This is a genomic window from Pseudomonas sp. NPDC089407, from assembly GCF_044900445.1.
Classification (GTDB): domain Bacteria; phylum Pseudomonadota; class Gammaproteobacteria; order Pseudomonadales; family Pseudomonadaceae; genus Aquipseudomonas.
Map to the genome: position 1 here is coordinate 55,151 of NZ_JBJDNB010000008.1, position 17,930 is coordinate 73,080.

Annotated in this window: 17 protein-coding genes; 12 read left to right on the forward strand and 5 right to left on the reverse strand. The window is 63.5% G+C overall.

Going from position 1 to position 17,930, the window contains the following annotated elements:
• Positions 1 to 3 precede the first annotated feature (3 nt).
• Positions 4 to 624, forward strand: coding sequence for a guanylate kinase (gene gmk, locus ACI2KG_RS08455; protein ID WP_404661559.1), 621 nt, complete (start codon positions 4 to 6; stop codon positions 622 to 624).
• 135 nt (positions 625 to 759) lie between these two features.
• Here the strand turns inward: gmk and ACI2KG_RS08460 are convergent, their stop codons facing one another.
• From ACI2KG_RS08460 to ACI2KG_RS08470, 3 genes are all read right to left on the reverse strand, one after another.
• Positions 760 to 2,301 (reverse strand): APC family permease, encoded by a 1,542-nt coding sequence (locus ACI2KG_RS08460; protein WP_400612843.1) that lies wholly within the window; start codon positions 2,299 to 2,301, stop codon positions 760 to 762.
• Positions 2,302 to 2,419: 118 nt separating this feature from the next.
• Positions 2,420 to 3,187 (reverse strand): gamma-glutamyl-gamma-aminobutyrate hydrolase family protein, encoded by a 768-nt coding sequence (locus tag ACI2KG_RS08465; RefSeq protein ID WP_404661560.1) that lies wholly within the window; start codon positions 3,185 to 3,187, stop codon positions 2,420 to 2,422.
• A gap of 4 nt (positions 3,188 to 3,191) precedes the next feature.
• Positions 3,192 to 4,574, reverse strand: coding sequence for a glutamine synthetase family protein (locus tag ACI2KG_RS08470; RefSeq protein WP_404661561.1), 1,383 nt, complete (start codon positions 4,572 to 4,574; stop codon positions 3,192 to 3,194).
• A gap of 206 nt (positions 4,575 to 4,780) precedes the next feature.
• On the opposite strand from ACI2KG_RS08470, the gene ACI2KG_RS08475 reads away from it, so the two are divergent.
• The 5 genes from ACI2KG_RS08475 (at position 4,781) to ACI2KG_RS08495 (ending at position 9,484) form a co-directional block, all read left to right on the forward strand.
• Complete coding sequence (locus tag ACI2KG_RS08475) at positions 4,781 to 5,653, forward strand: LysR family transcriptional regulator (protein ID WP_404661562.1); 873 nt, start codon at positions 4,781 to 4,783, stop codon at positions 5,651 to 5,653.
• Between the two features lie 205 nt (positions 5,654 to 5,858).
• Positions 5,859 to 6,122, forward strand: a complete 264-nt coding sequence (gene rpoZ / locus ACI2KG_RS08480; protein ID WP_003253383.1) for a DNA-directed RNA polymerase subunit omega — start codon at positions 5,859 to 5,861, stop codon at positions 6,120 to 6,122.
• Positions 6,123 to 6,181: 59 nt separating this feature from the next.
• Positions 6,182 to 8,290, forward strand: coding sequence for a bifunctional GTP diphosphokinase/guanosine-3',5'-bis pyrophosphate 3'-pyrophosphohydrolase (spoT, locus tag ACI2KG_RS08485; protein ID WP_400612854.1), 2,109 nt, complete (start codon positions 6,182 to 6,184; stop codon positions 8,288 to 8,290).
• Between the two features lie 23 nt (positions 8,291 to 8,313).
• The gene (locus tag ACI2KG_RS08490) at positions 8,314 to 8,694 is read left to right on the forward strand and encodes a RidA family protein (protein ID WP_009684531.1); all 381 of its coding nucleotides are present in this window, start codon (positions 8,314 to 8,316) and stop codon (positions 8,692 to 8,694) included.
• Positions 8,695 to 8,752: 58 nt separating this feature from the next.
• Positions 8,753 to 9,484, forward strand: coding sequence for a hypothetical protein (locus ACI2KG_RS08495; RefSeq protein WP_404661563.1), 732 nt, complete (start codon positions 8,753 to 8,755; stop codon positions 9,482 to 9,484).
• Positions 9,485 to 9,626: 142 nt separating this feature from the next.
• On the opposite strand, the gene ACI2KG_RS08500 is transcribed toward ACI2KG_RS08495, so the two are convergent.
• Positions 9,627 to 10,496, reverse strand: coding sequence for an SDR family oxidoreductase (locus tag ACI2KG_RS08500; protein ID WP_404661564.1), 870 nt, complete (start codon positions 10,494 to 10,496; stop codon positions 9,627 to 9,629).
• A 189-nt stretch (positions 10,497 to 10,685) separates the two neighbouring features.
• On the opposite strand from ACI2KG_RS08500, the gene exbB reads away from it, so the two are divergent.
• The 6 genes from exbB (at position 10,686) to ACI2KG_RS08530 (ending at position 17,417) form a co-directional block, all read left to right on the forward strand.
• Positions 10,686 to 11,672, forward strand: coding sequence for a tonB-system energizer ExbB (gene exbB / locus ACI2KG_RS08505; protein ID WP_404661566.1), 987 nt, complete (start codon positions 10,686 to 10,688; stop codon positions 11,670 to 11,672).
• Between the two features lie 3 nt (positions 11,673 to 11,675).
• Positions 11,676 to 12,104, forward strand: coding sequence for a TonB system transport protein ExbD (gene exbD, locus ACI2KG_RS08510; protein ID WP_003253367.1), 429 nt, complete (start codon positions 11,676 to 11,678; stop codon positions 12,102 to 12,104).
• Positions 12,101 to 12,832 (forward strand): energy transducer TonB, encoded by a 732-nt coding sequence (locus ACI2KG_RS08515; protein WP_404661567.1) that lies wholly within the window; start codon positions 12,101 to 12,103, stop codon positions 12,830 to 12,832. The genes exbD and ACI2KG_RS08515 overlap by 4 nt, the downstream gene beginning before the upstream one ends.
• A 94-nt stretch (positions 12,833 to 12,926) precedes the next feature.
• On the forward strand, positions 12,927 to 13,853 hold the full coding sequence (locus tag ACI2KG_RS08520; RefSeq protein ID WP_085621510.1) for a hydrogen peroxide-inducible genes activator: 927 nt from the start codon (positions 12,927 to 12,929) through the stop codon (positions 13,851 to 13,853).
• A 3-nt stretch (positions 13,854 to 13,856) separates the two neighbouring features.
• Positions 13,857 to 15,935, forward strand: coding sequence for an ATP-dependent DNA helicase RecG (gene recG, locus ACI2KG_RS08525; RefSeq protein WP_201199491.1), 2,079 nt, complete (start codon positions 13,857 to 13,859; stop codon positions 15,933 to 15,935).
• Positions 15,936 to 16,013: 78 nt separating this feature from the next.
• A complete protein-coding gene (locus tag ACI2KG_RS08530) occupies positions 16,014 to 17,417 on the forward strand; it encodes an HDOD domain-containing protein (RefSeq protein WP_404661569.1) in 1,404 nt (467 codons plus the stop codon).
• A 134-nt stretch (positions 17,418 to 17,551) separates the two neighbouring features.
• Here ACI2KG_RS08530 and ACI2KG_RS08535 read toward each other — a convergent pair whose 3' ends face one another.
• Entirely contained in the window at positions 17,552 to 17,926 is a 375-nt protein-coding gene (locus ACI2KG_RS08535) for an SCP2 sterol-binding domain-containing protein (RefSeq protein WP_404661570.1), read from the reverse strand.
• Positions 17,927 to 17,930: the final 4 nt, after the last annotated feature.

The following is a 17,930-nucleotide window of genomic DNA, read 5'->3' on the forward strand; positions in this document are numbered from 1 at the left end:
ACCATGAACCACAGCAGCGGCACCCTCTACATCGTTTCGGCCCCTTCGGGCGCCGGCAAGACCAGCCTGGTCACCGCCCTGACCAAGGACGACCAGCAAATCCGCGTCTCGGTCTCGCACACCACCCGCGCCATGCGCCCGGGCGAGCAGCACGGGGTGAACTACCACTTCGTCGTCCACGAGGAATTCAAGGCGCTGATCGCGCAAGGTGACTTCCTGGAGCATGCCGAAGTATTCGGCAACTTCTACGGCACTTCGCGCAGCGCGCTGCAAGAAGTGCTGGACCAGGGCAATGACCTGATCCTGGAAATCGACTGGCAAGGCGCCCAACAGGTGCGCAAGCTGATGCCGCAGGCACTGTCGGTGTTCATCCTGCCACCGAGCCAGGAAGCGCTGCGCCAGCGCCTGGACGGCCGCGGGCAGGACAGCGAAGCGATCATTGCCGGGCGCATGAAGGAAGCGGTCAGCGAGATGGTGCACTACGACGAGTATGACTACGTGATCATCAATGATGATTTCGACGTGGCGCTGACGGATTTGAAGGCGGTGTTCCGTTCGAATCGGCTGGTGTTGAAGAAGCAACAGCAGCGTCATGCGGCTTTGCTGAAAGAACTGCTCTCCTGAGAGACCGCATGGGGCTGCTTTGCAGCCCTATCGCGATACAAGGCCGCTCCTACAGGGGATCGCGCAAGACTGACTGACGCGATCTTTTGTAGGAGCGGCCTTGTGTCGCGATAGGGGCGCAAAGCGCCCCCAGCTTTATTCCTGCAGCGGCAAGGTAGCCTGCTGACGCAGGGTAGCCCCCAGGAAGTACGCCGGCGCACGCATGCGCGACAGCATCATCAGCCCGATGCCCAGCACCGAGATGATCGCGGCAATCACGAACACCAGCCCCAACCCGCCCACATGCGAGCCGCTGCCGAAGTCCGGCGAGGCGCTGTCGATCGCGGTACGCGCGAAGATCACCGACAAAATCACTCCACCCACCAGCGGGCACATACCGCGCATGATGAAGTGGCGCAGGCTGCTGAACAGGCTGTCGCGGAAATACCAGACGCAGGCAAACGCCGTCAGCGAATAGTAGAAGCAGATCATCATGCCCAGTGCAGTAATGGTGTCCGCCAGCACGTTCTCGCTCAGGGTACGCATGGTCACGTAGAACAAACCCGCGGCGATGCCGGCACAAATGGTGGCGTAGCGCGGGGTTTGCGAGCGCGGGCAGACGCTGGCGAACTTTGGCGGAACCGCGCCGTAGTAACCCATGGCCAACAGGGTGCGCGCCGGCGCCACGAAGGTCGACTGCAGCGACGCTGCGGTGCTGGCCAGTACGGCAATCGACATCAGGATTGCCAGCGGCCCCATGACCGGGCCGGCCAGGTGGGCAAACACGTTCTCCTGGATGCGCGGGTTGTTCAGGCCCAGGCCCGTTTCGCTGATACCGGCAAACTGCAGGGTGGCGATGGCAGTGAACAGGTACAGGCCAAGAATCAGCATTACGGTCAAGGTGGCAGCCTTGCCCGGCACCTCTTCACTGCCGACCGACTCTTCGCTGACGGTCAGGCAGGTATCCCAACCCCAGAAGATGAAAATCGACAACGACAAGCCAGCAGCAAAGGCCGAGAACGACTCGACGCCGAACGGGTTGAACCAGGCGAAATCAAACTCCAGCGATGGCGGCGCGGCGGTGCCACCGAAGGCGGCGAAGGCAAAACCGATCAGTACCAGCAACTGCAGGGCCACCAGGCCGTACTGCACAGTCATCGTGGTGGCAATGCCGCGACAGCAGATCCACACGGCCAGGGCGATGAATACGCAACAGGTGGTGATGTTGATCAACAGGTTGTCGGCCAACGCCGCCAGCTCGTGCTTACCCGTGATCTGGCCGAGGAACAGGTAAAAGAAGTCGACCGCCACGCCGGCCAGGTTGGACAGCACGATGGTGGTGGCCACCACCAGCCCCCAGCCGCCAATCCAGCCGATCATCGGGCCGAAGGCACGCGCCGACCAGGTAAACGAAGTGCCACTGTCCGGCTCGGCCGAGTTCAGCTCGCGGTAACCCAGTGCCACCAGCAGCATCGGCAGGAAGCCGACGATGAACACGGCCGGCAGGTGCGCACCCACCTCGCGCACGGTCGGGCCAAGGGCGCCGGTCAGGGTGTAGACCGGGGCGATGGTGGAAATGCCCAGCACCACGCTGGCCAGCAAGCCCAAGCGGCCTTTGGCCAGCCCCTTGCTGCGCTGGGTGTTGCCCGCGTCGGCCGCCACGTCGGGTGGGCGGCCGGCTTCTGTGTAATTGCTCATGAGTATTTGCCGTAAATTTTGGAATTGTTTTCACAGGCCTTGCGTACAAGGCCCGCTTTCACTCATTGAAAGCGTGCTATCGGGAACAGGTCATCCGAGACCTCGGCTGCCGTCAGAATCACTCCTGGCGTGCGCCCTCCCGTGCTGCATAGGCAAAGCAGGCTTCGCGAAACGCCTGAAACAGGCGCAGCGAGACCGGGTTTTCGTTGAACCGCCACTCCGGGTGCCACTGCACGCCAAGCACGAAGCCCGGCGCCGCAGGCATGGACACCGCTTCGATCAGACCATCCGGGGCCCGTGCTTCGACCCGCAGGCCCGGGGCCAAGCGGTCGATGCCTTGGCTGTGCAGTGAGTTGACCTCGAACTGCGTAGCCAGGCCCAGACGCTCGAACAACCCGCCAGGCTCGATGCCGACCGGGTGACGAGGGCCGTATTGCACCTCCAGGGGGGCGTCCTCGGGTTCGCGGTGATCAAAGTAGCCAGGCAGCTCCTGCACACGCTGGTGCAGGCTGCCGCCAAGGGCCACATTCAGTTCCTGGTAGCCACGGCAGATGCAAAACACAGGCACGCCGGCGGCAATCGCCGCCTGCAGCAGCGGCAGAGTCAGGCGATCGCGCGCCAGGTCGTGCCGGGTACCCGCTGCACTGGGGGCGCCATTGTAATGATGCGGTTCGATATTTGAAGGCGAGCCGGTAAAAACAATGCCGTGCAGCCGGGCCAGCAGCGCGGGCGTGTCGCTGCCGCCGTCACGGGCCGGCAAGATCAGCGGCAGGCCGGCAAAGCCGGCCGCCTCGACATACTTGTCGCCCACCGTGTGCGAGGAGTTCTTCCCCACCTGCTGGCGGCAGGCGCTGATACCGATCAAGGGGACCGCAGTTGCGCTCATGGGCTTACACCGTGTGCAGGTACCAGTTGTACTCAAGGTCGGAAATCGACACTTCGAATTCGGCCAGCTCGCTTTCCTTGCAGGCCACGAAGATATCGATGTAGTCCGGGCTGATGTATTGGTTGAGGACTTCGCTGTCGTCCAGCGCGCGCAGGGCATCGCGCAGGTTGTTCGGCAGGCTTTGCTCCAGTTGTTCGTACGAGTTGCCTTCGATCGGCGCTTCGGGCTCGACCTTGTTGGTCAAGCCGTGATGCACGCCGGCCAGGATGGCCGCCAGCATCAGGTACGGGTTGGCGTCGGCGCCGGCCACGCGGTGCTCAAGGCGCACGTTATCGCTGCTGTCGGTCGGCACGCGTACGGCCACGGTGCGGTTGTCCAGGCCCCAGCTCGGCGCATTGGGCACGTAGAACTGCGCGCCGAAGCGGCGGTAGGAGTTGACGTTCGGGCAGAGGAAGGCCATCGACGCCGGCATGGTCTCCAGCACGCCACCGATGGCGTGGCGCAGCGTATCGCTTTGCAGCGGATCGTCACTGGCGAAAATGTTCTTGCCGGTTTTCTTGTCCAGCAACGAGATGTGCACATGCAGGCCATTACCTGCCTGGCCCGGGTAGGGCTTGGCCATGAAAGTGGTGTCCATTTCATGGTCGTAGGCCACGTTCTTGATCAGGCGTTTGAGCAGGATCGCGTAGTCGCAGGCCTTCAGCGGGTCGGACACGTGATGCAGGTTGACCTCGAACTGCGCCGGGGCGCTTTCCTTGACGATGGCATCAGCCGGCAAGTCCTGTTCCTTGGCCGCTTCGAGCATGTCCTGCAGGCAGTCGGCGTATTCGTCGAGGTCGTCGATCAGGTACACCTGGGTCGACTGCGGGCGTTTTCCCGAAATCGGCGAACGCGGCGGTTGCGGGCGGCCGTTGAGGTTGTCCTGGTCGATCAGGTAGAACTCCAGCTCGAACGCGGCGCAGATATCCAGGCCCAGGTCGTCGAACTTGCTCACCACCTGGCGCAGCACTTCGCGCGGGTCAGCGAAGAACGGCTGGCCTTCAAGCTCGTGCATGGTCATCAGCAGCTGGGCGGTGGGGCGCTTTTGCCACGGTTCATTACAGAGCGTGCCGGCGATTGGGTAGCAGATGCGGTCGGCATCGCCGATATCCAGCCCCAGCCCAGTGCTTTCGACTGTGGAGCCGTTGATGTCCAGGGCGAACAGCGACGCCGGCAGGTTGATGCCCTTTTCGTACACCTTGTGCAGGCTGGCCCGCTCGATGCGCTTGCCACGTACCACGCCATTCATGTCGGAGATCAGCAGATCGACGTACTGCGTGTCCGGATGGGCCTGGAGGAAGTCATTCATCTCGCTGGAAGAACTGGCGCACGGGGTTACCGACGTCATGGCTGTACATCCTTTGATTTGCTGCGGCGATGTGGGGATACGGCTGGCGCCTCACGGGCGACGATGGTTGCAGCTGTTGTTCTTTTCACTTTCCCATCGTGGGGATTGGTTACCCGACCGGGCGCATTGATTCCGGGGGGCCGTTTCACTATAAAATGGCCCTGATGCAACAGACATTGGCAATTCGGCAAGCAGAGCGTGCACCAATGCAATATCAGATTACCCACGCCGACCTCTCCCTGGTCTTGGCACTGGAGCGTGGCCGCTCGCTGGCCAAGGCCGCCGAGCTGCTGAAAGTCGACGTGTCGACCGTGTTCCGTTCGATCCGCCGGCTGGAATCGGCACTCGGTACCGCGCTGTTTGTAAAAAGCCGCAAAGGCTACCTGCCGACCGACACTGCCCAAGCCCTGGCCGAACAGGCCGAGCGCGCCGAACAGGCGCTGGAGGCGGCGCGCATCGCCATGACCAGTGGCGAGCAGGTGGTCAGCGGCACGGTGCGCCTGACGTGCACCGAGGCGGTGATGCACAGCCTGTTGCTGCCGGCGCTGGCCGAGTTCATGCCCAATTACCCGGCCCTGTCGCTGGAAATGGGCACGTCCAACACCTTCGCCAACCTCAGCCGTCGCGACGCCGACATTGCCCTGCGCCTGACCAACACGCCACCGGAGCACCTGGTGGGCCGCAACCTGGGGTCTACCTCCTATGTTGTCTGCGGTCAGCCGCAGTGGCGCGAGCGCCTGGCCGAATCGCCGGCCAGCACACCGTGGATCGCCCCTGACGACTCGATGCAAGACCACCCCACAGTGGTCTGGCGCAACCAGCAGTACCCAGGGTTGAGCCCGCGCTACCAGTGCAGCAGCATGTCGACCATCGCCCAACTGGTGACCGCGGGGCTGGGTGTGGCGGCGCTGCCGGACTACATGGTGCATGCACTGCCCGAGGTGGACGCGCTGAGCGGGCCGCTGGCCGGCTGCGACACCCAGTTGTGGCTGCTGACCCGGCCGGATTGCCGGGCACTGCGCTCGGTGCAGACATTGTTCGAAGAGCTGACCCCGCGGTTGCGCGGCGCGATGCTCTGAGGTTATCGTCAGCCTCATGCATTGAGGGTGTCTGTTTCGGCCCTTTCGCGGCTGAAGCCGCTCCCACAGGGTGCGGTGGCAGGCCCGGGAATAAGGCGGCTCGGTAAAACAGCGCTTCCCTATTGGCTGGTGATTTTTTAAACTATCGAGTCCGCCTGCCCATTATCGGGCTGCACGCCCACCGCATTTGCTACTGAGGAAGACCATGGCCCGCGTAACTGTTGAAGACTGCCTGGAACACGTGGATAACCGCTTTGAGCTGGTCATGCTCTCGACCAAGCGCGCTCGCCAGCTGGCGACCGGCGGCAAAGAGCCACGCGTAGCATGGGAAAACGACAAGCCTACCGTTGTTGCCCTGCGTGAAATCGCCGAAGGCATCGTCACCAACGAGTTCATCGCCGCCGAAGAGATCGTCACCGAGGATCCGGTGTTCGCCGCGTTCGAGGACGAGAACAACGAGGCTGTCTGATTGATGCCAGGTCGACGTCGTACGGCGCAAGGCCCTCTTCCTCGGCAGGAGGTGAACCCATGCCGGGTATAGAAGCCTTGGCCGAACGGCTGTCGACCTATCTTGGCCCCGAACAGGTCAACCTGGTCCGGCGCGCCTATTTTTACGCCGAACAGGCCCACGACGGGCAGCGCCGACGCAGCGGCGAGCCCTACGTGACCCACCCGCTGGCCGTGGCCAGCATCCTCGCCGACATGCACATGGACCATCAAAGCCTGATGGCGGCCATGCTGCACGACGTGATCGAAGACACCGGCATCGCCAAGGAAGCCCTGAGCCAGCAGTTTGGCGAGACCGTGGCCGAGCTGGTCGACGGGGTCAGCAAGCTGACCCAGATGAACTTCGAGACCAAGGCCGAGGCGCAGGCCGAGAACTTCCAGAAGATGGCCATGGCCATGGCCCGCGATATTCGCGTGATCCTGGTCAAGCTGGCCGACCGGCTGCACAACATGCGCACCCTGGAAGTGCTGTCTGGCGAAAAACGCCGACGCATCGCCAAGGAAACCCTCGAGATCTACGCCCCCATCGCCAACCGCCTGGGCATGCACACCGTGCGCGTGGAATTCGAGGACCTCGGCTTCAAGGCCATGCACCCGATGCGCTCGTCGCTGATTCACCGGGCGGTGAAAAGCGCACGCGGCAACCGTAAAGAGATCGTCGCCAAGATCGAGCATTCGCTGGCCAACTGCCTGGCTGCCGACGGTATCGAAGGCGAGGTCAGCGGCCGGCAGAAACACCTCTATGGCATCTACAAGAAGATGCGCGGCAAGCGCCGCGCCTTCAACGAGATCATGGACGTGTACGCCTTCCGCATCATCGTCGACAAGGTCGACACCTGCTACCGCGTGCTTGGCGCCGTGCACAACCTGTACAAGCCACTGCCCGGTCGCTTCAAGGATTACATCGCGATCCCCAAGGCCAACGGCTACCAGTCGTTGCACACGACGTTGTTCGGCATGCACGGCGTGCCCATCGAAATCCAGATCCGCACCCGCGAGATGGAAGAGATGGCCAACAACGGCATTGCCGCGCACTGGCTGTACAAGTCCAACGACGACGAGCAGCCCAAGGGCAGCCACGCCCGCGCCCGCCAGTGGGTCAAAGGCATTCTCGAGCTGCAGCAACGGGCCGGCAACTCGCTGGAATTCATCGAGAGCGTGAAGATCGACCTGTTCCCGGACGAGGTCTACGTGTTCACGCCCAAAGGCCGGATCATGGAGCTGCCCAAAGGCTCCACGGCCGTCGACTTCGCCTATGCGGTACACACCGACGTTGGCAACAGCTGCATCGCCTGCCGCATCAACCGCCGCCTGGCACCGCTGTCCGAGCCGCTGCAGAGCGGCTCGACGGTGGAAATCGTCAGCGCCCCTGGCGCCCGGCCAAACCCGGCCTGGCTCAACTTCGTGGTCACCGGCAAGGCGCGTACTCACATCCGCCACGCGCTCAAGCAGCAGCGACGCTCCGAGTCCATCAGCCTGGGCGAACGCCTGCTGAACAAAGTGCTCACCGGCTTCGACAGCAGTCTTGAGAATATCCCCCAGGAGCGCATTCAGGCGATTCTCGCCGAGTACCGCCTGGAGCTGATCGAAGACCTGCTCGAAGACATCGGCCTGGGCAACCGCATGGCCTACGTGGTCGCACGCCGCCTGCTATCGGCCGAAGGCGAACAATTGCCGGCGCCGGAAGGCCCGCTGGCGATCCGCGGTACCGAAGGCCTGGTGCTGAGCTACGCCAAGTGCTGTACACCGATCCCGGGCGACCCGATCGTCGGCCACCTGTCGGCGGGCAAGGGCATGGTCGTGCACCTGGAAAACTGCCGCAATATCAGTGAAATCCGCCACAACCCGGAAAAATGCGTGCAGCTCTCCTGGGCCAAGGACATCACGGGCGAGTTCAATGTCGAACTGCGTGTCGAACTGGAACACCAGCGCGGCCTGATCGCCCTGCTGGCCAGCAGCGTCAACGCCGCCGACGGCAACATCGAGAAGATCAGCATGGACGAACGCGACGGCCGTATCAGCGTGGTCCAACTGGTGGTCAGCGTGCACGACCGTGTGCACCTGGCACGTGTGATCAAGAAGCTGCGTACCCTGACCGGTGTGGTCCGCATCACCCGCATGCGTACGTAGTCCGCCAACCGCAAGGAGTCATCATGAGCAAGACCGTCATCAACAGCGACAAGGCCCCAGCCGCTATCGGTACCTACTCGCAAGCGATCAAGGCCGGCAACACCGTGTACATGTCGGGCCAGATTCCGCTGGACCCGAAGACCATGGAACTGGTCGAAGGCTTCGAAGCCCAGACCGTGCAGGTGTTCGAGAACCTCAAGGCCGTGGCTGAAGCCGCTGGCGGTTCGTTCAAGGACATCGTCAAGCTGAACATCTTCCTCACCGACCTGAGCCACTTCGCCAAGGTCAACGAGGTCATGGGCCGCTACTTCGAACAGCCTTACCCGGCCCGCGCCGCCATTGGCGTTGCCGCGCTGCCGAAAGGCGCTCAGGTCGAAATGGACGCCATCCTGGTCATCGAATGATGCCTCGGGTGACGGGCGCCCTGCCCGTCACCCCCCTCCTCTGCAAGGTTTTCCCGTCATGCGTCAAGCACTGCCCCTCGCGCTGGCAGCCCTGCTACTGGGCGGCTGCGCCAGCCACAAACCCGAAGATTTCAACGGAACCTGGATCAACCAGGCCGCGATCAAGGCTGCCGTGAAAGGTGACAGCCTGCGCCAGGCCCTGAATGAACATGGCCCGGTATTCGAGTGGAAACTCGACGTCGCCACCCACCAGGCCAGTTTCAGCAATGGCTTCGAAGCTGCCGACGGGCAGTTGACCCCCCTTGAGAAACAACTGCAGGCCAGCTTTTTCGGTGGCCAGACCGAGCGGCTTGAGCTGGACGGCGACGAACTGCTGACCACTGACCAGGCTGGCACCCAGCAGACCTTCGTGCGCGTCAACGCCCCGGCCACAGCCAACGCCCCGTTGGGCAGCAGCTTCGAAAAAGCCCTGTATCAGGCTTACCTGGGTGGGGAGTGGAAAATTCTCGAAGGCCAGGGCAAAGGCGAAAAGGTGCGCTTCAGCGATACCGGCAACGTCACTGGCTTGCCAGGCCCGGACCGCTTCGCCCTGTGCCTGGCCGGCGACTGCGCGACCATGGGTGGCAGCAACGACAGCCTGTGGCTGGAGCGCAACCAGCGTGGGGCGCCATTCATTATCAAGCGCGATGGCGACACGCTGGAGATTTTCCAGGCAGTGAACCGTGCGCGGTCGGATGAAATGCCGCAGCTGGCGGCGGGTACGCGTCAGTGGGTGCTGGAACGCAACTAGAGGCCCCACGCGCACCTGTAGGAGCGGCCTTGTGTCGCGATCGGGCTGCGAAGCAGCCCCAGCAATTTATGCTGAGACGCTGAAACCCTGGGGCCGCTGCGCGCCCCGTCGCGACACAAGGCCGCTCCTACAATCGACCGCGTCAGTCTGAAGGCTGGTTTTTTCCTTTCAAGATCGCAGCGTAGCCCTCCTTGTAACTCGGGTACACCGGCGCCCAGCCTAACGCCCGCGCGCGGGCGTTGCTGCAGCGCTTGCTGCCGGTACGCCGCACACGCTGCTCATCGGACCACTCGGTAACGCCCATGTACTCGCGCAGCCAGGCCACCACGTCGGCCAGTGGTGCCGGGTCGTCGTCCACGCCGATGTAGCAATTGCCCAGCACCTTGCCATCAGCATCGGCCTGCAGCAGGAACGCCAGCAGGCTGGCAGCGTCCTCGGCATGAATGCGGTTGCCATAGAGCGGCGGCTCTACGGCCACGCGGTAACCCTGGCGCACCTGGCTCAGCAGCCATTCCCTACCTGGGCCATAAATGCCGGTCAGGCGCACCACGCTCGCCGGAATGCCACTGGCCAGTGCCAGCCGTTCAGCCTCCAGCATCACCCGCCCGGAATAACCCTGAGGCTCAGTGGCCGCGCCCTCCTCGATCCATTCGCCGTCCTGTTGCGCATACACGCTGCTGCTGGAAACGAACAGCAGGCGGCGCGGGTGCTGGCCACGTTCGGCCAACCACGCCAGCACATGGCGCAAACCGTCTACATAGGCTGCCTGGTAACCCGCCTCGTCGTGCTGGCTGGCGGCCACGCAATACACCAGGTAATCCAGCGCGCCCGGTGGCCAGGCTTGCGGAAGCGACGCTTCGGCCAGGTCTGCGGCAACCGGCTGAACACCTGCTGGTAGCTCCCCGACCGACCGCCGCAGGCCGCTCACCTGCCAGCCGCGCGCCAGCATCTGCCGGGCCAGACGCCCGCCCACATCACCACAACCCACCACCATCACAGAAAGGTCTGACATCACAAACTCCCTAGACCAATTGATCAGCCGACCACGCTACACGATGGGTGGCTAGACCATAGGCGAAAAAAGCAACAAGATTACTTTTGTTAACAAGAATTACTTGCAATAATGGGCGCCAATTTGTTCTCGGCCTACCTCGAGGCCTTGGAGAACGTTTACCTTTTTTCTTCATCAGGTCCGGCCAGCATGACTCGTAATCAACCTTCCGCTTCGCCAACCCCGTCGCGCGCCTGGCGCGCCATCGCCGCGCTGACACTCAGCCTGGTGCTGGCCCCGGTGGCCATGGCCGATGAGCCAACCGCCAATACCACCACCCCTGCTGCGGCCACTGCCGCTGCTGCGCCGGGTACTGCCCCGGGCGCCCCGGCTGGCGACGTACAGGCACCGGCCGCTACCGCCGCCGCCCCAGCCGATGCACCGGCTGCAGTCGACCCTAGCGTCGAAGCCATGGTTGAAGACACCTCGCTGGGCATGGCCCACGACCTGTCCCCATGGGGCATGTACAAGAACGCCGACATCGTCGTGAAGATCGTCATGATCGGCCTGGCCATCGCGTCCATCATTACCTGGACCATCTGGATCGCCAAAGGCTTCGAACTGATGGGCGCCAAGCGTCGCCTGCGTGGTGAAATCGCCCAGCTGAAGAAATCCACCACCCTCAAAGACGCCAGTGAAGCCGCCAACAAAGAAGGCACCCTGGCCCACACCCTGGTCCACGACGCCCTCGAAGAGATGCGCCTGTCGGCCAACGCCCGCGAAAAAGAAGGCATCAAGGAGCGCGTAAGCTTCCGCCTGGAACGCCTGGTACACGCCAGCGGCCGCACCATGAGCAGCGGCACCGGCGTACTCGCCACCATCGGTTCCACTGCGCCGTTCGTCGGTCTGTTCGGTACCGTATGGGGCATCATGAACAGCTTCATCGGCATCGCCAAGACCCAGACCACTAACCTGGCGGTGGTCGCTCCAGGCATCGCCGAAGCCCTGCTGGCCACCGCCCTGGGCCTGGTCGCAGCAATCCCGGCCGTGGTCATCTACAACGTCTTCGCCCGCTCCATCGCTGGCTACAAGGCTCAGGTGTCCGACGCCTCCGCTCAGGTACTGCTGCTGGTCAGCCGTGATCTGGACCATCAGGGCAGCGAGCGCGCCGCCCCGCACATGGTGAAAGTGGGGTAAACCATGGGCCTGCATCTCAACGAAGGTGGCGACGACCTCGCCGAAAACCACGAAATCAACGTTACCCCGTTCATCGACGTGATGCTGGTGCTGCTGATCATCTTCATGGTCGCAGCCCCGCTGGCCACGGTCGACATCAAGGTCGACCTGCCGGCCTCGACCGCCAAGCCGGCGCCGAGGCCCGAGAAGCCGGTGTTCGTCAGCGTCAAAGCCGACCAGAAGCTGTACGTCGGCGACGATCAGGTTGCTGCACCCGACCAGCTTGGCCCGATGCTCGACGCCAAGACCAAGGGTGACAAGGAAACCACCATCTTCTTCCAGGCCGATAAAGGCGTGGATTACGGTGACCTGATGGAAGTGATGAACAACATGCGTGCGGCCGGCTACCTGAAGGTCGGTCTGGTAGGTCTCGAGACGGCAGCCAAGAAATGACAAAACCGCGCTCAAACATGGCGCGCTACGGTGGCAGCCTGGCGATCGTGCTGGGTGTGCACGTGCTCGCCGTGCTGCTGACGCTCAACTGGTCGGTGCCCCAGGCCATCGAGCTGCCGCCGGCAGCCATGATGGTCGAACTGGCACCGCTGCCGGAGCCTGCGCCACCACCACCTCCAAAGGCGGCGCCGCAGCCACCGGCACCGGTCGAGGAACCGCCGCTGCCGAAGCTGGTGGAAGCACCCAAACCGAAAATCGCCATTCCCAAGCCGCCCAAGCCGAAGGCCAAGCCACAGCCGCCGAAGCCCGAGAAAAAGCCTGAGCCGCCGAAGGAAGCACCGCCGACCGAGCAGACGGTAGACGCACCGCCAAGCAACACGCCACCGCAGAAATCTGCGGCACCGGCTCCGAGCATTGCGTCCAACAGCAACGCCCTGCCGACCTGGCAGAGTGACCTGCTGCGTCACCTGGCCAAGTACAAGCGGTACCCGGAAGACGCGCGCCGTCGCGGTCTGCAGGGCATCAACCGCCTGCGCTTCGTGGTCGATGCCGAGGGCAAGGTGGTGTCGTACTCGATGGCCGGTGGTTCGGGCAGTGCTGCCCTGGACCGGGCGACCCTGGAAATGATCCGCCGGGCCGGCACAGTACCCAAGCCGCCACCCGAGTTGTTGAACAATGGCACGATCGAAGTCGTGGCACCGTTCGTCTACTCACTGGACCGCCGCTGACACTTTTGCTTCTGTCACAAATCGGCAACTCTGATAACGTGCGTCTATCGATTGCAGCCGCTATGCTGGGGCCGCAACTTCATGGACGCACGTTATGACCCTCACAGAATTACGCTACATCGTCACACTCGCCCAGGAACAGCACTTCGGCCATGCCGCCGAGCGCTGCCATGTGAGCCAGCCGACCCTGTCGGTCGGTGTGAAGAAGCTCGAGGATGAGCTAGGCGTTCTGATCTTCGAACGCAGCAAGAGCGCGGTACGCCTGACCCCGGTCGGCGAAAGCATCGTTGCTCAGGCACAGAAGGTACTGGAGCAGGCCCAAGGCATTCGCGAGCTGGCCCAGGCAGGCAAGAACCAGCTGACTGCCCCGCTCAAGGTTGGCGCCATCTACACCGTCGGCCCCTACCTGTTCCCGCACCTGATCCCGCAGCTGCACCGCGTGGCGCCGCAGATGCCGCTGTACATCGAAGAAAACTTCACACACGTGCTGCGCGAAAAACTGCGCAACGGCGAGCTGGATGCAGTGATCATCGCCCTGCCGTTCAATGAAGCCGACGTGCTGACCCTGCCGCTGTACGACGAACCGTTCTGCGCCCTGATGCCGGCCGACCACCCGTGGACGGCTAAAAAAACCATCGACACCGCCATGCTCAACGACAAAAGTCTGTTGCTGCTCGGTGAAGGTCATTGTTTCCGCGACCAGGTACTGGAAGCCTGCCCGACCCTGAACAAGGGCGGTGAAGGTTCCCGGCACACCACGGTCGAGTCCAGTTCGCTGGAAACCATCCGCCACATGGTGGCCTCGGGCCTTGGCGTGTCGATCCTGCCGCTGTCGGCCGTGCACAGCCATCACTATGCGCCGGGGGTCATCGAAGTGCGCCCGCTGACCGCACCGGCGCCGTTCCGTACCGTGGCCATTGCCTGGCGCGCCAGCTTCCCGCGGCCGAAGGCCATCGAGATCCTCGCCGACTCGATCCGCCTGTGCTCGGTCGCCAAAACCCCTGCGGAACAACCGGCCTGAGTCATGACTGAGCTGTCGAACGTCCCGGTCACCGTGCTCAAGGGTGTTGGCGAGGCCATGGCCGAGAAACTCGCCAAGGTCGGCCTGGAGAACCTGCAGGACGTGCTGTTTCACTTGCCCCTGCGCTATCAGGACCGCACGCGCGTGGTACCCATCGGCCAGCTGCGCCCGGGCCAGGATGCCGTGATCGAGGGTGTGGTCAGCGGCGCCGACGTGACCATGGGCAAGCGCCGCAGCCTGGTGGTGCGCCTGGGTGACGGCAGTGGTGTGTTGAGCCTGCGCTTCTATCACTTCAGCAACGCGCAGAAGGAAGGCCTCAAGCGGGGCACCCACCTGCGCTGCTACGGCGAGGCGCGCCCCGGCGCTTCGGGCCTGGAAATCTACCACCCGGAATACCGCGCCCTGAATGGCGACGAACCGCCGCCACCGGTCGATCAGACCCTGACACCGATCTACCCGTCTACCGAAGGCCTTACCCAGCAACGCCTGCGCCAGCTGTGCCAGCAGAGCCTGGGCATGCTTGGCCCGCGCAGCCTGCCCGACTGGCTGCCCGACGAACTGGCCCGCGACTACCAGTTGGCACCGCTGGACGATGCCATCCGCTACCTGCACAACCCGCCAGCCGACGCCGACGTCGACGAACTGGCCTTGGGGCACCACTGGGCTCAGCACCGCCTGGCTTTCGAGGAGCTGCTGACCCACCAGCTTTCGCAACAGCGCCTGCGCGAAAGCCTGCGCAGCCTGCGTGCTCCCGTGTTGCCCAAGGCTACCCGCCTGCAGGCGCAATACCTGGCCAACCTGGGCTTCCCGCCGACCGGTGCACAGCAGCGGGTAGCCAATGAAATTGCCTACGACCTCAGCCAGCACGAGCCGATGATGCGCCTGGTGCAAGGCGACGTGGGCGCGGGCAAGACCGTGGTCGCGGCGCTGGCCGCCCTGCAAGCCCTGGAGGCCGGCTATCAGGTGGCGTTGATGGCACCTACCGAGATCCTCGCCGAACAGCACTACATCACCTTCAAACGCTGGCTGGAGCCGTTGGGCATCGAAGTGGCCTGGTTGGCCGGCAAGCTCAAGGGCAAGGCCCGGGCAGCGTCCCTGGAGCAGATCGCCAACGGGGCGCCGATGGTGGTCGGCACCCACGCACTGTTCCAGGAAGAGGTGAAGTTCAAGCACCTGGCCCTGGCGATCATCGACGAGCAGCACCGTTTTGGCGTGCAGCAGCGCCTGGCCCTGCGCAAGAAGGGCGTGGCCGGCGAGTTGTGCCCGCACCAGTTGATCATGACCGCTACACCAATCCCGCGTACCCTGGCCATGAGCGCTTATGCCGACCTGGACACCTCGGTGCTCGACGAGCTGCCACCCGGGCGTACGCCGGTGAACACCGTGCTGGTCGCCGACAGCCGCCGCTTCGAAGTGGTCGAGCGAGTACGCGCCGCCTGTGCCGAAGGGCGCCAGGCCTATTGGGTATGCACCCTGATTGAAGAGTCCGAAGAGCTCACCTGCCAGGCCGCCGAAAGCACCTACGAGGAACTTGGCAGCGCCTTGGGCGAATTGCGGGTGGGGCTGATTCACGGGCGCATGAAACCAGCGGAAAAAGCCGAAATCATGGCGCAGTTCAAGGCCGGTGAATTGCAGCTGCTGGTCGCTACCACGGTGATCGAAGTCGGCGTGGATGTGCCTAATTCCAGCCTGATGATCATCGAGAACCCCGAGCGCCTGGGCCTGGCGCAGCTGCACCAGCTGCGCGGCCGGGTTGGCCGGGGCAGCGCCGTCAGCCATTGCGTGCTGCTGTACCACCCGCCGCTGTCGCAAATCGGTCGCGAGCGCCTGGGGATCATGCGTGAAACCAATGACGGCTTCATCATTGCCGAAAAAGACCTGGAGCTGCGCGGTCCGGGCGAGATGCTCGGCACCCGCCAGACCGGCCTGCTGCAGTTCAAGGTCGCCGACCTGATGCGCGACGCCGACCTGCTGCCGGCCGTGCGTGACGCTGCCCAAGCGCTGATCGCCCGCTGGCCGGAACACGTCAGCCCGTTGCTGGACCGCTGGCTGCGTCATGGCCAGCAATATGGCCAAGTGTGACGCCAGTCCCATAATGGATCCAGATTTGCCCCGAGGCTGGTTATACTTCGCGTTTAAAAGAATCAGTGGATACGGACCATGACTGAAGTTGCCCTGGACACCGCAACCCCACACACACCTTCCGTTATCAGGCTGCTGCTTGAAAAGCTCGGCGTCGCCTACCGCGAGGTGCTCGAAGATTCGCACCTGCCGGCCGCCTCACGGGTTCAGGCTGTGCTGCTCGACGACGAGGTCGGCGCCCTGATGGTGCTGTTCCCGCAGAGCCAGCTACTGGACCTGAACCGCCTGGCCGAACTGACCGGGCGCAAGCTCACTGCCGTGTCGGTGCCGCGCCTGAAACAGATGCTCGACAAGCACCAGCTCAAGGCCCTGCCGGGGATCCCGGCACTGACCAGCTCGCCGTGCCAGTACGAAAAGAGCCTGCTCGACGTCGACACCGTGTATATCCAGTCGGGTGAAGCCGGTCTGCTGCTGGAAATCGAACGTGCGCACTTCAAGCGCATGCTGGCCAAGGCCAGCGAAAGCAGTTTCGGCCAGGAAGTCGAGGCGATCAGCCCCAACCTCGACCGCCCCGATGACGACACCCGGGAAATCACCAATGCCGTGCAGGCCTTTACTGCCCGGCGCATCCAGAAACGCCTGGAAGAAACCATCGAAATCCCGCCACTGGCCGATACTGCACAAAAAATCATCAAACTGCGGGTAGACCCCAACGCCAGCATCGACGACATCACTGGCGTGGTCGAAACCGACCCGGCGCTGGCCGCACAGGTGGTGAGCTGGGCGGCGTCGCCTTACTATGCCTCGCCGGGCAAGATCCGCTCGGTGGAAGACGCCATCGTGCGCGTGCTGGGCTTCGACCTGGTAATCAACCTGGCCCTGGGCCTGGCGCTGGGCAAATCCATGAGCCAGCCAAAAGACCACCCGCAGCAGGCCACGCCGTACTGGCAGCAATCGATCTATACCGCCGCCATCATCGAAGGCCTGACCCGTGCCATGCCGCGGGCAGAACGCCCCGAAGCTGGCCTGACCTACCTGGCCGGGCTGCTGCACAACTTTGGCTACCTGTTGCTGGCGCACGTGTTCCCGCCGCACTTCTCGCTGATCTGCCGCCACCTGGAGGTCAACCCGCACCTGAGCCACACCTATGTGGAACAGCACCTGCTGGGCATTAGCCGTGAGCAGATCGGCGCCTGGCTGATGAAGTTGTGGGACATGCCGGAAGAGCTGTCGACCGCGCTACGCTTCCAGCACGACCCGGCCTACGACGGCGAGAATGCGGCGTTCCCCAACCTGGTGTGCCTGGCTACCCGGCTGCTGCGCTCGCGGGGGATTGGCTCGGGGCCGCTGGAGGAGATTCCGGACGAGTTGCTGGAGCGTCTGGGCATTGCCCGGGACAAGGCTGAGGATGTGGTGAACAAGGTGCTGGAGGCCGAGAGCCTGTTACGTGAACTGGCTTCGCAGTTTCACGCACCGCATTAAGGCCATTGGGGCCGCTTTGCGGCCCATCGCGACACAAGGCCGCTCCTACAGGGACCGCGCAAATCCTGAACGGGACGCGGTCGTTGTAGGAGCGGCCTTGCGTCGCGATGGGCTGCAAAGCAGCCCCAGCAATTTCAGCCCTTCTTCTTCGGTTTCAGGTATTTCATCAGCCCCTGGAACCACATCACCAACGCCGGATTGCCCTTGATCTGGATGTGCTTGTCCTGAATCCCCTGCATGAACGCCAACTGCTTGTTGCCCGCCTGCATCGTGGCAAAGCCGTAGGCCGCATCCTTGAAGGCGATGGCGAAGGCCGGCTGTGGGTGCGCGCCGCCCTTGCTGCTGATGCGCTCGTTGTTGACGGTGAAGTGCCGGGCGACCTTGCCGTCCAGGGTCTGCATCTGGAACACCAGGTCCTTGCCCTTGAGCTGCTGCTGGAATGCCGGGTTGTTTCGGCTGGCCCTGGCCATCAACAGCCCCATGGCCCAGAGAAGAAAGCGGAACTTCATCAAC

Excerpts from the sequence above, each read along its gene's own strand:
- ACI2KG_RS08520 (WP_085621510.1), top strand. The coding sequence starts at position 12,927 with ATGACCCTCACAGAATTACGCTACATCGTCACACTCGCCCAGGAACAG.
- rpoZ (WP_003253383.1), top strand. The coding sequence starts at position 5,859 with ATGGCCCGCGTAACTGTTGAAGACTGCCTGGAACACGTGGATAACCGC.
- exbD (WP_003253367.1), top strand. The coding sequence starts at position 11,676 with ATGGGCCTGCATCTCAACGAAGGTGGCGACGACCTCGCCGAAAACCAC.
- ACI2KG_RS08500 (WP_404661564.1), bottom strand. The coding sequence starts at position 10,496 with ATGTCAGACCTTTCTGTGATGGTGGTGGGTTGTGGTGATGTGGGCGGG.
- exbB (WP_404661566.1), top strand. The coding sequence starts at position 10,686 with ATGACTCGTAATCAACCTTCCGCTTCGCCAACCCCGTCGCGCGCCTGG.
- spoT (WP_400612854.1), top strand. The coding sequence starts at position 6,182 with ATGCCGGGTATAGAAGCCTTGGCCGAACGGCTGTCGACCTATCTTGGC.
- ACI2KG_RS08470 (WP_404661561.1), bottom strand. The coding sequence starts at position 4,574 with ATGACGTCGGTAACCCCGTGCGCCAGTTCTTCCAGCGAGATGAATGAC.
- gmk (WP_404661559.1), top strand. The coding sequence starts at position 4 with ATGAACCACAGCAGCGGCACCCTCTACATCGTTTCGGCCCCTTCGGGC.
- ACI2KG_RS08465 (WP_404661560.1), bottom strand. The coding sequence starts at position 3,187 with ATGAGCGCAACTGCGGTCCCCTTGATCGGTATCAGCGCCTGCCGCCAG.
- ACI2KG_RS08495 (WP_404661563.1), top strand. The coding sequence starts at position 8,753 with ATGCGTCAAGCACTGCCCCTCGCGCTGGCAGCCCTGCTACTGGGCGGC.
- ACI2KG_RS08530 (WP_404661569.1), top strand. The coding sequence starts at position 16,014 with ATGACTGAAGTTGCCCTGGACACCGCAACCCCACACACACCTTCCGTT.
- ACI2KG_RS08515 (WP_404661567.1), top strand. The coding sequence starts at position 12,101 with ATGACAAAACCGCGCTCAAACATGGCGCGCTACGGTGGCAGCCTGGCG.
- ACI2KG_RS08490 (WP_009684531.1), top strand. The coding sequence starts at position 8,314 with ATGAGCAAGACCGTCATCAACAGCGACAAGGCCCCAGCCGCTATCGGT.
- ACI2KG_RS08535 (WP_404661570.1), bottom strand. The coding sequence starts at position 17,926 with ATGAAGTTCCGCTTTCTTCTCTGGGCCATGGGGCTGTTGATGGCCAGG.
- recG (WP_201199491.1), top strand. The coding sequence starts at position 13,857 with ATGACTGAGCTGTCGAACGTCCCGGTCACCGTGCTCAAGGGTGTTGGC.
- ACI2KG_RS08475 (WP_404661562.1), top strand. The coding sequence starts at position 4,781 with ATGCAATATCAGATTACCCACGCCGACCTCTCCCTGGTCTTGGCACTG.
- ACI2KG_RS08460 (WP_400612843.1), bottom strand. The coding sequence starts at position 2,301 with ATGAGCAATTACACAGAAGCCGGCCGCCCACCCGACGTGGCGGCCGAC.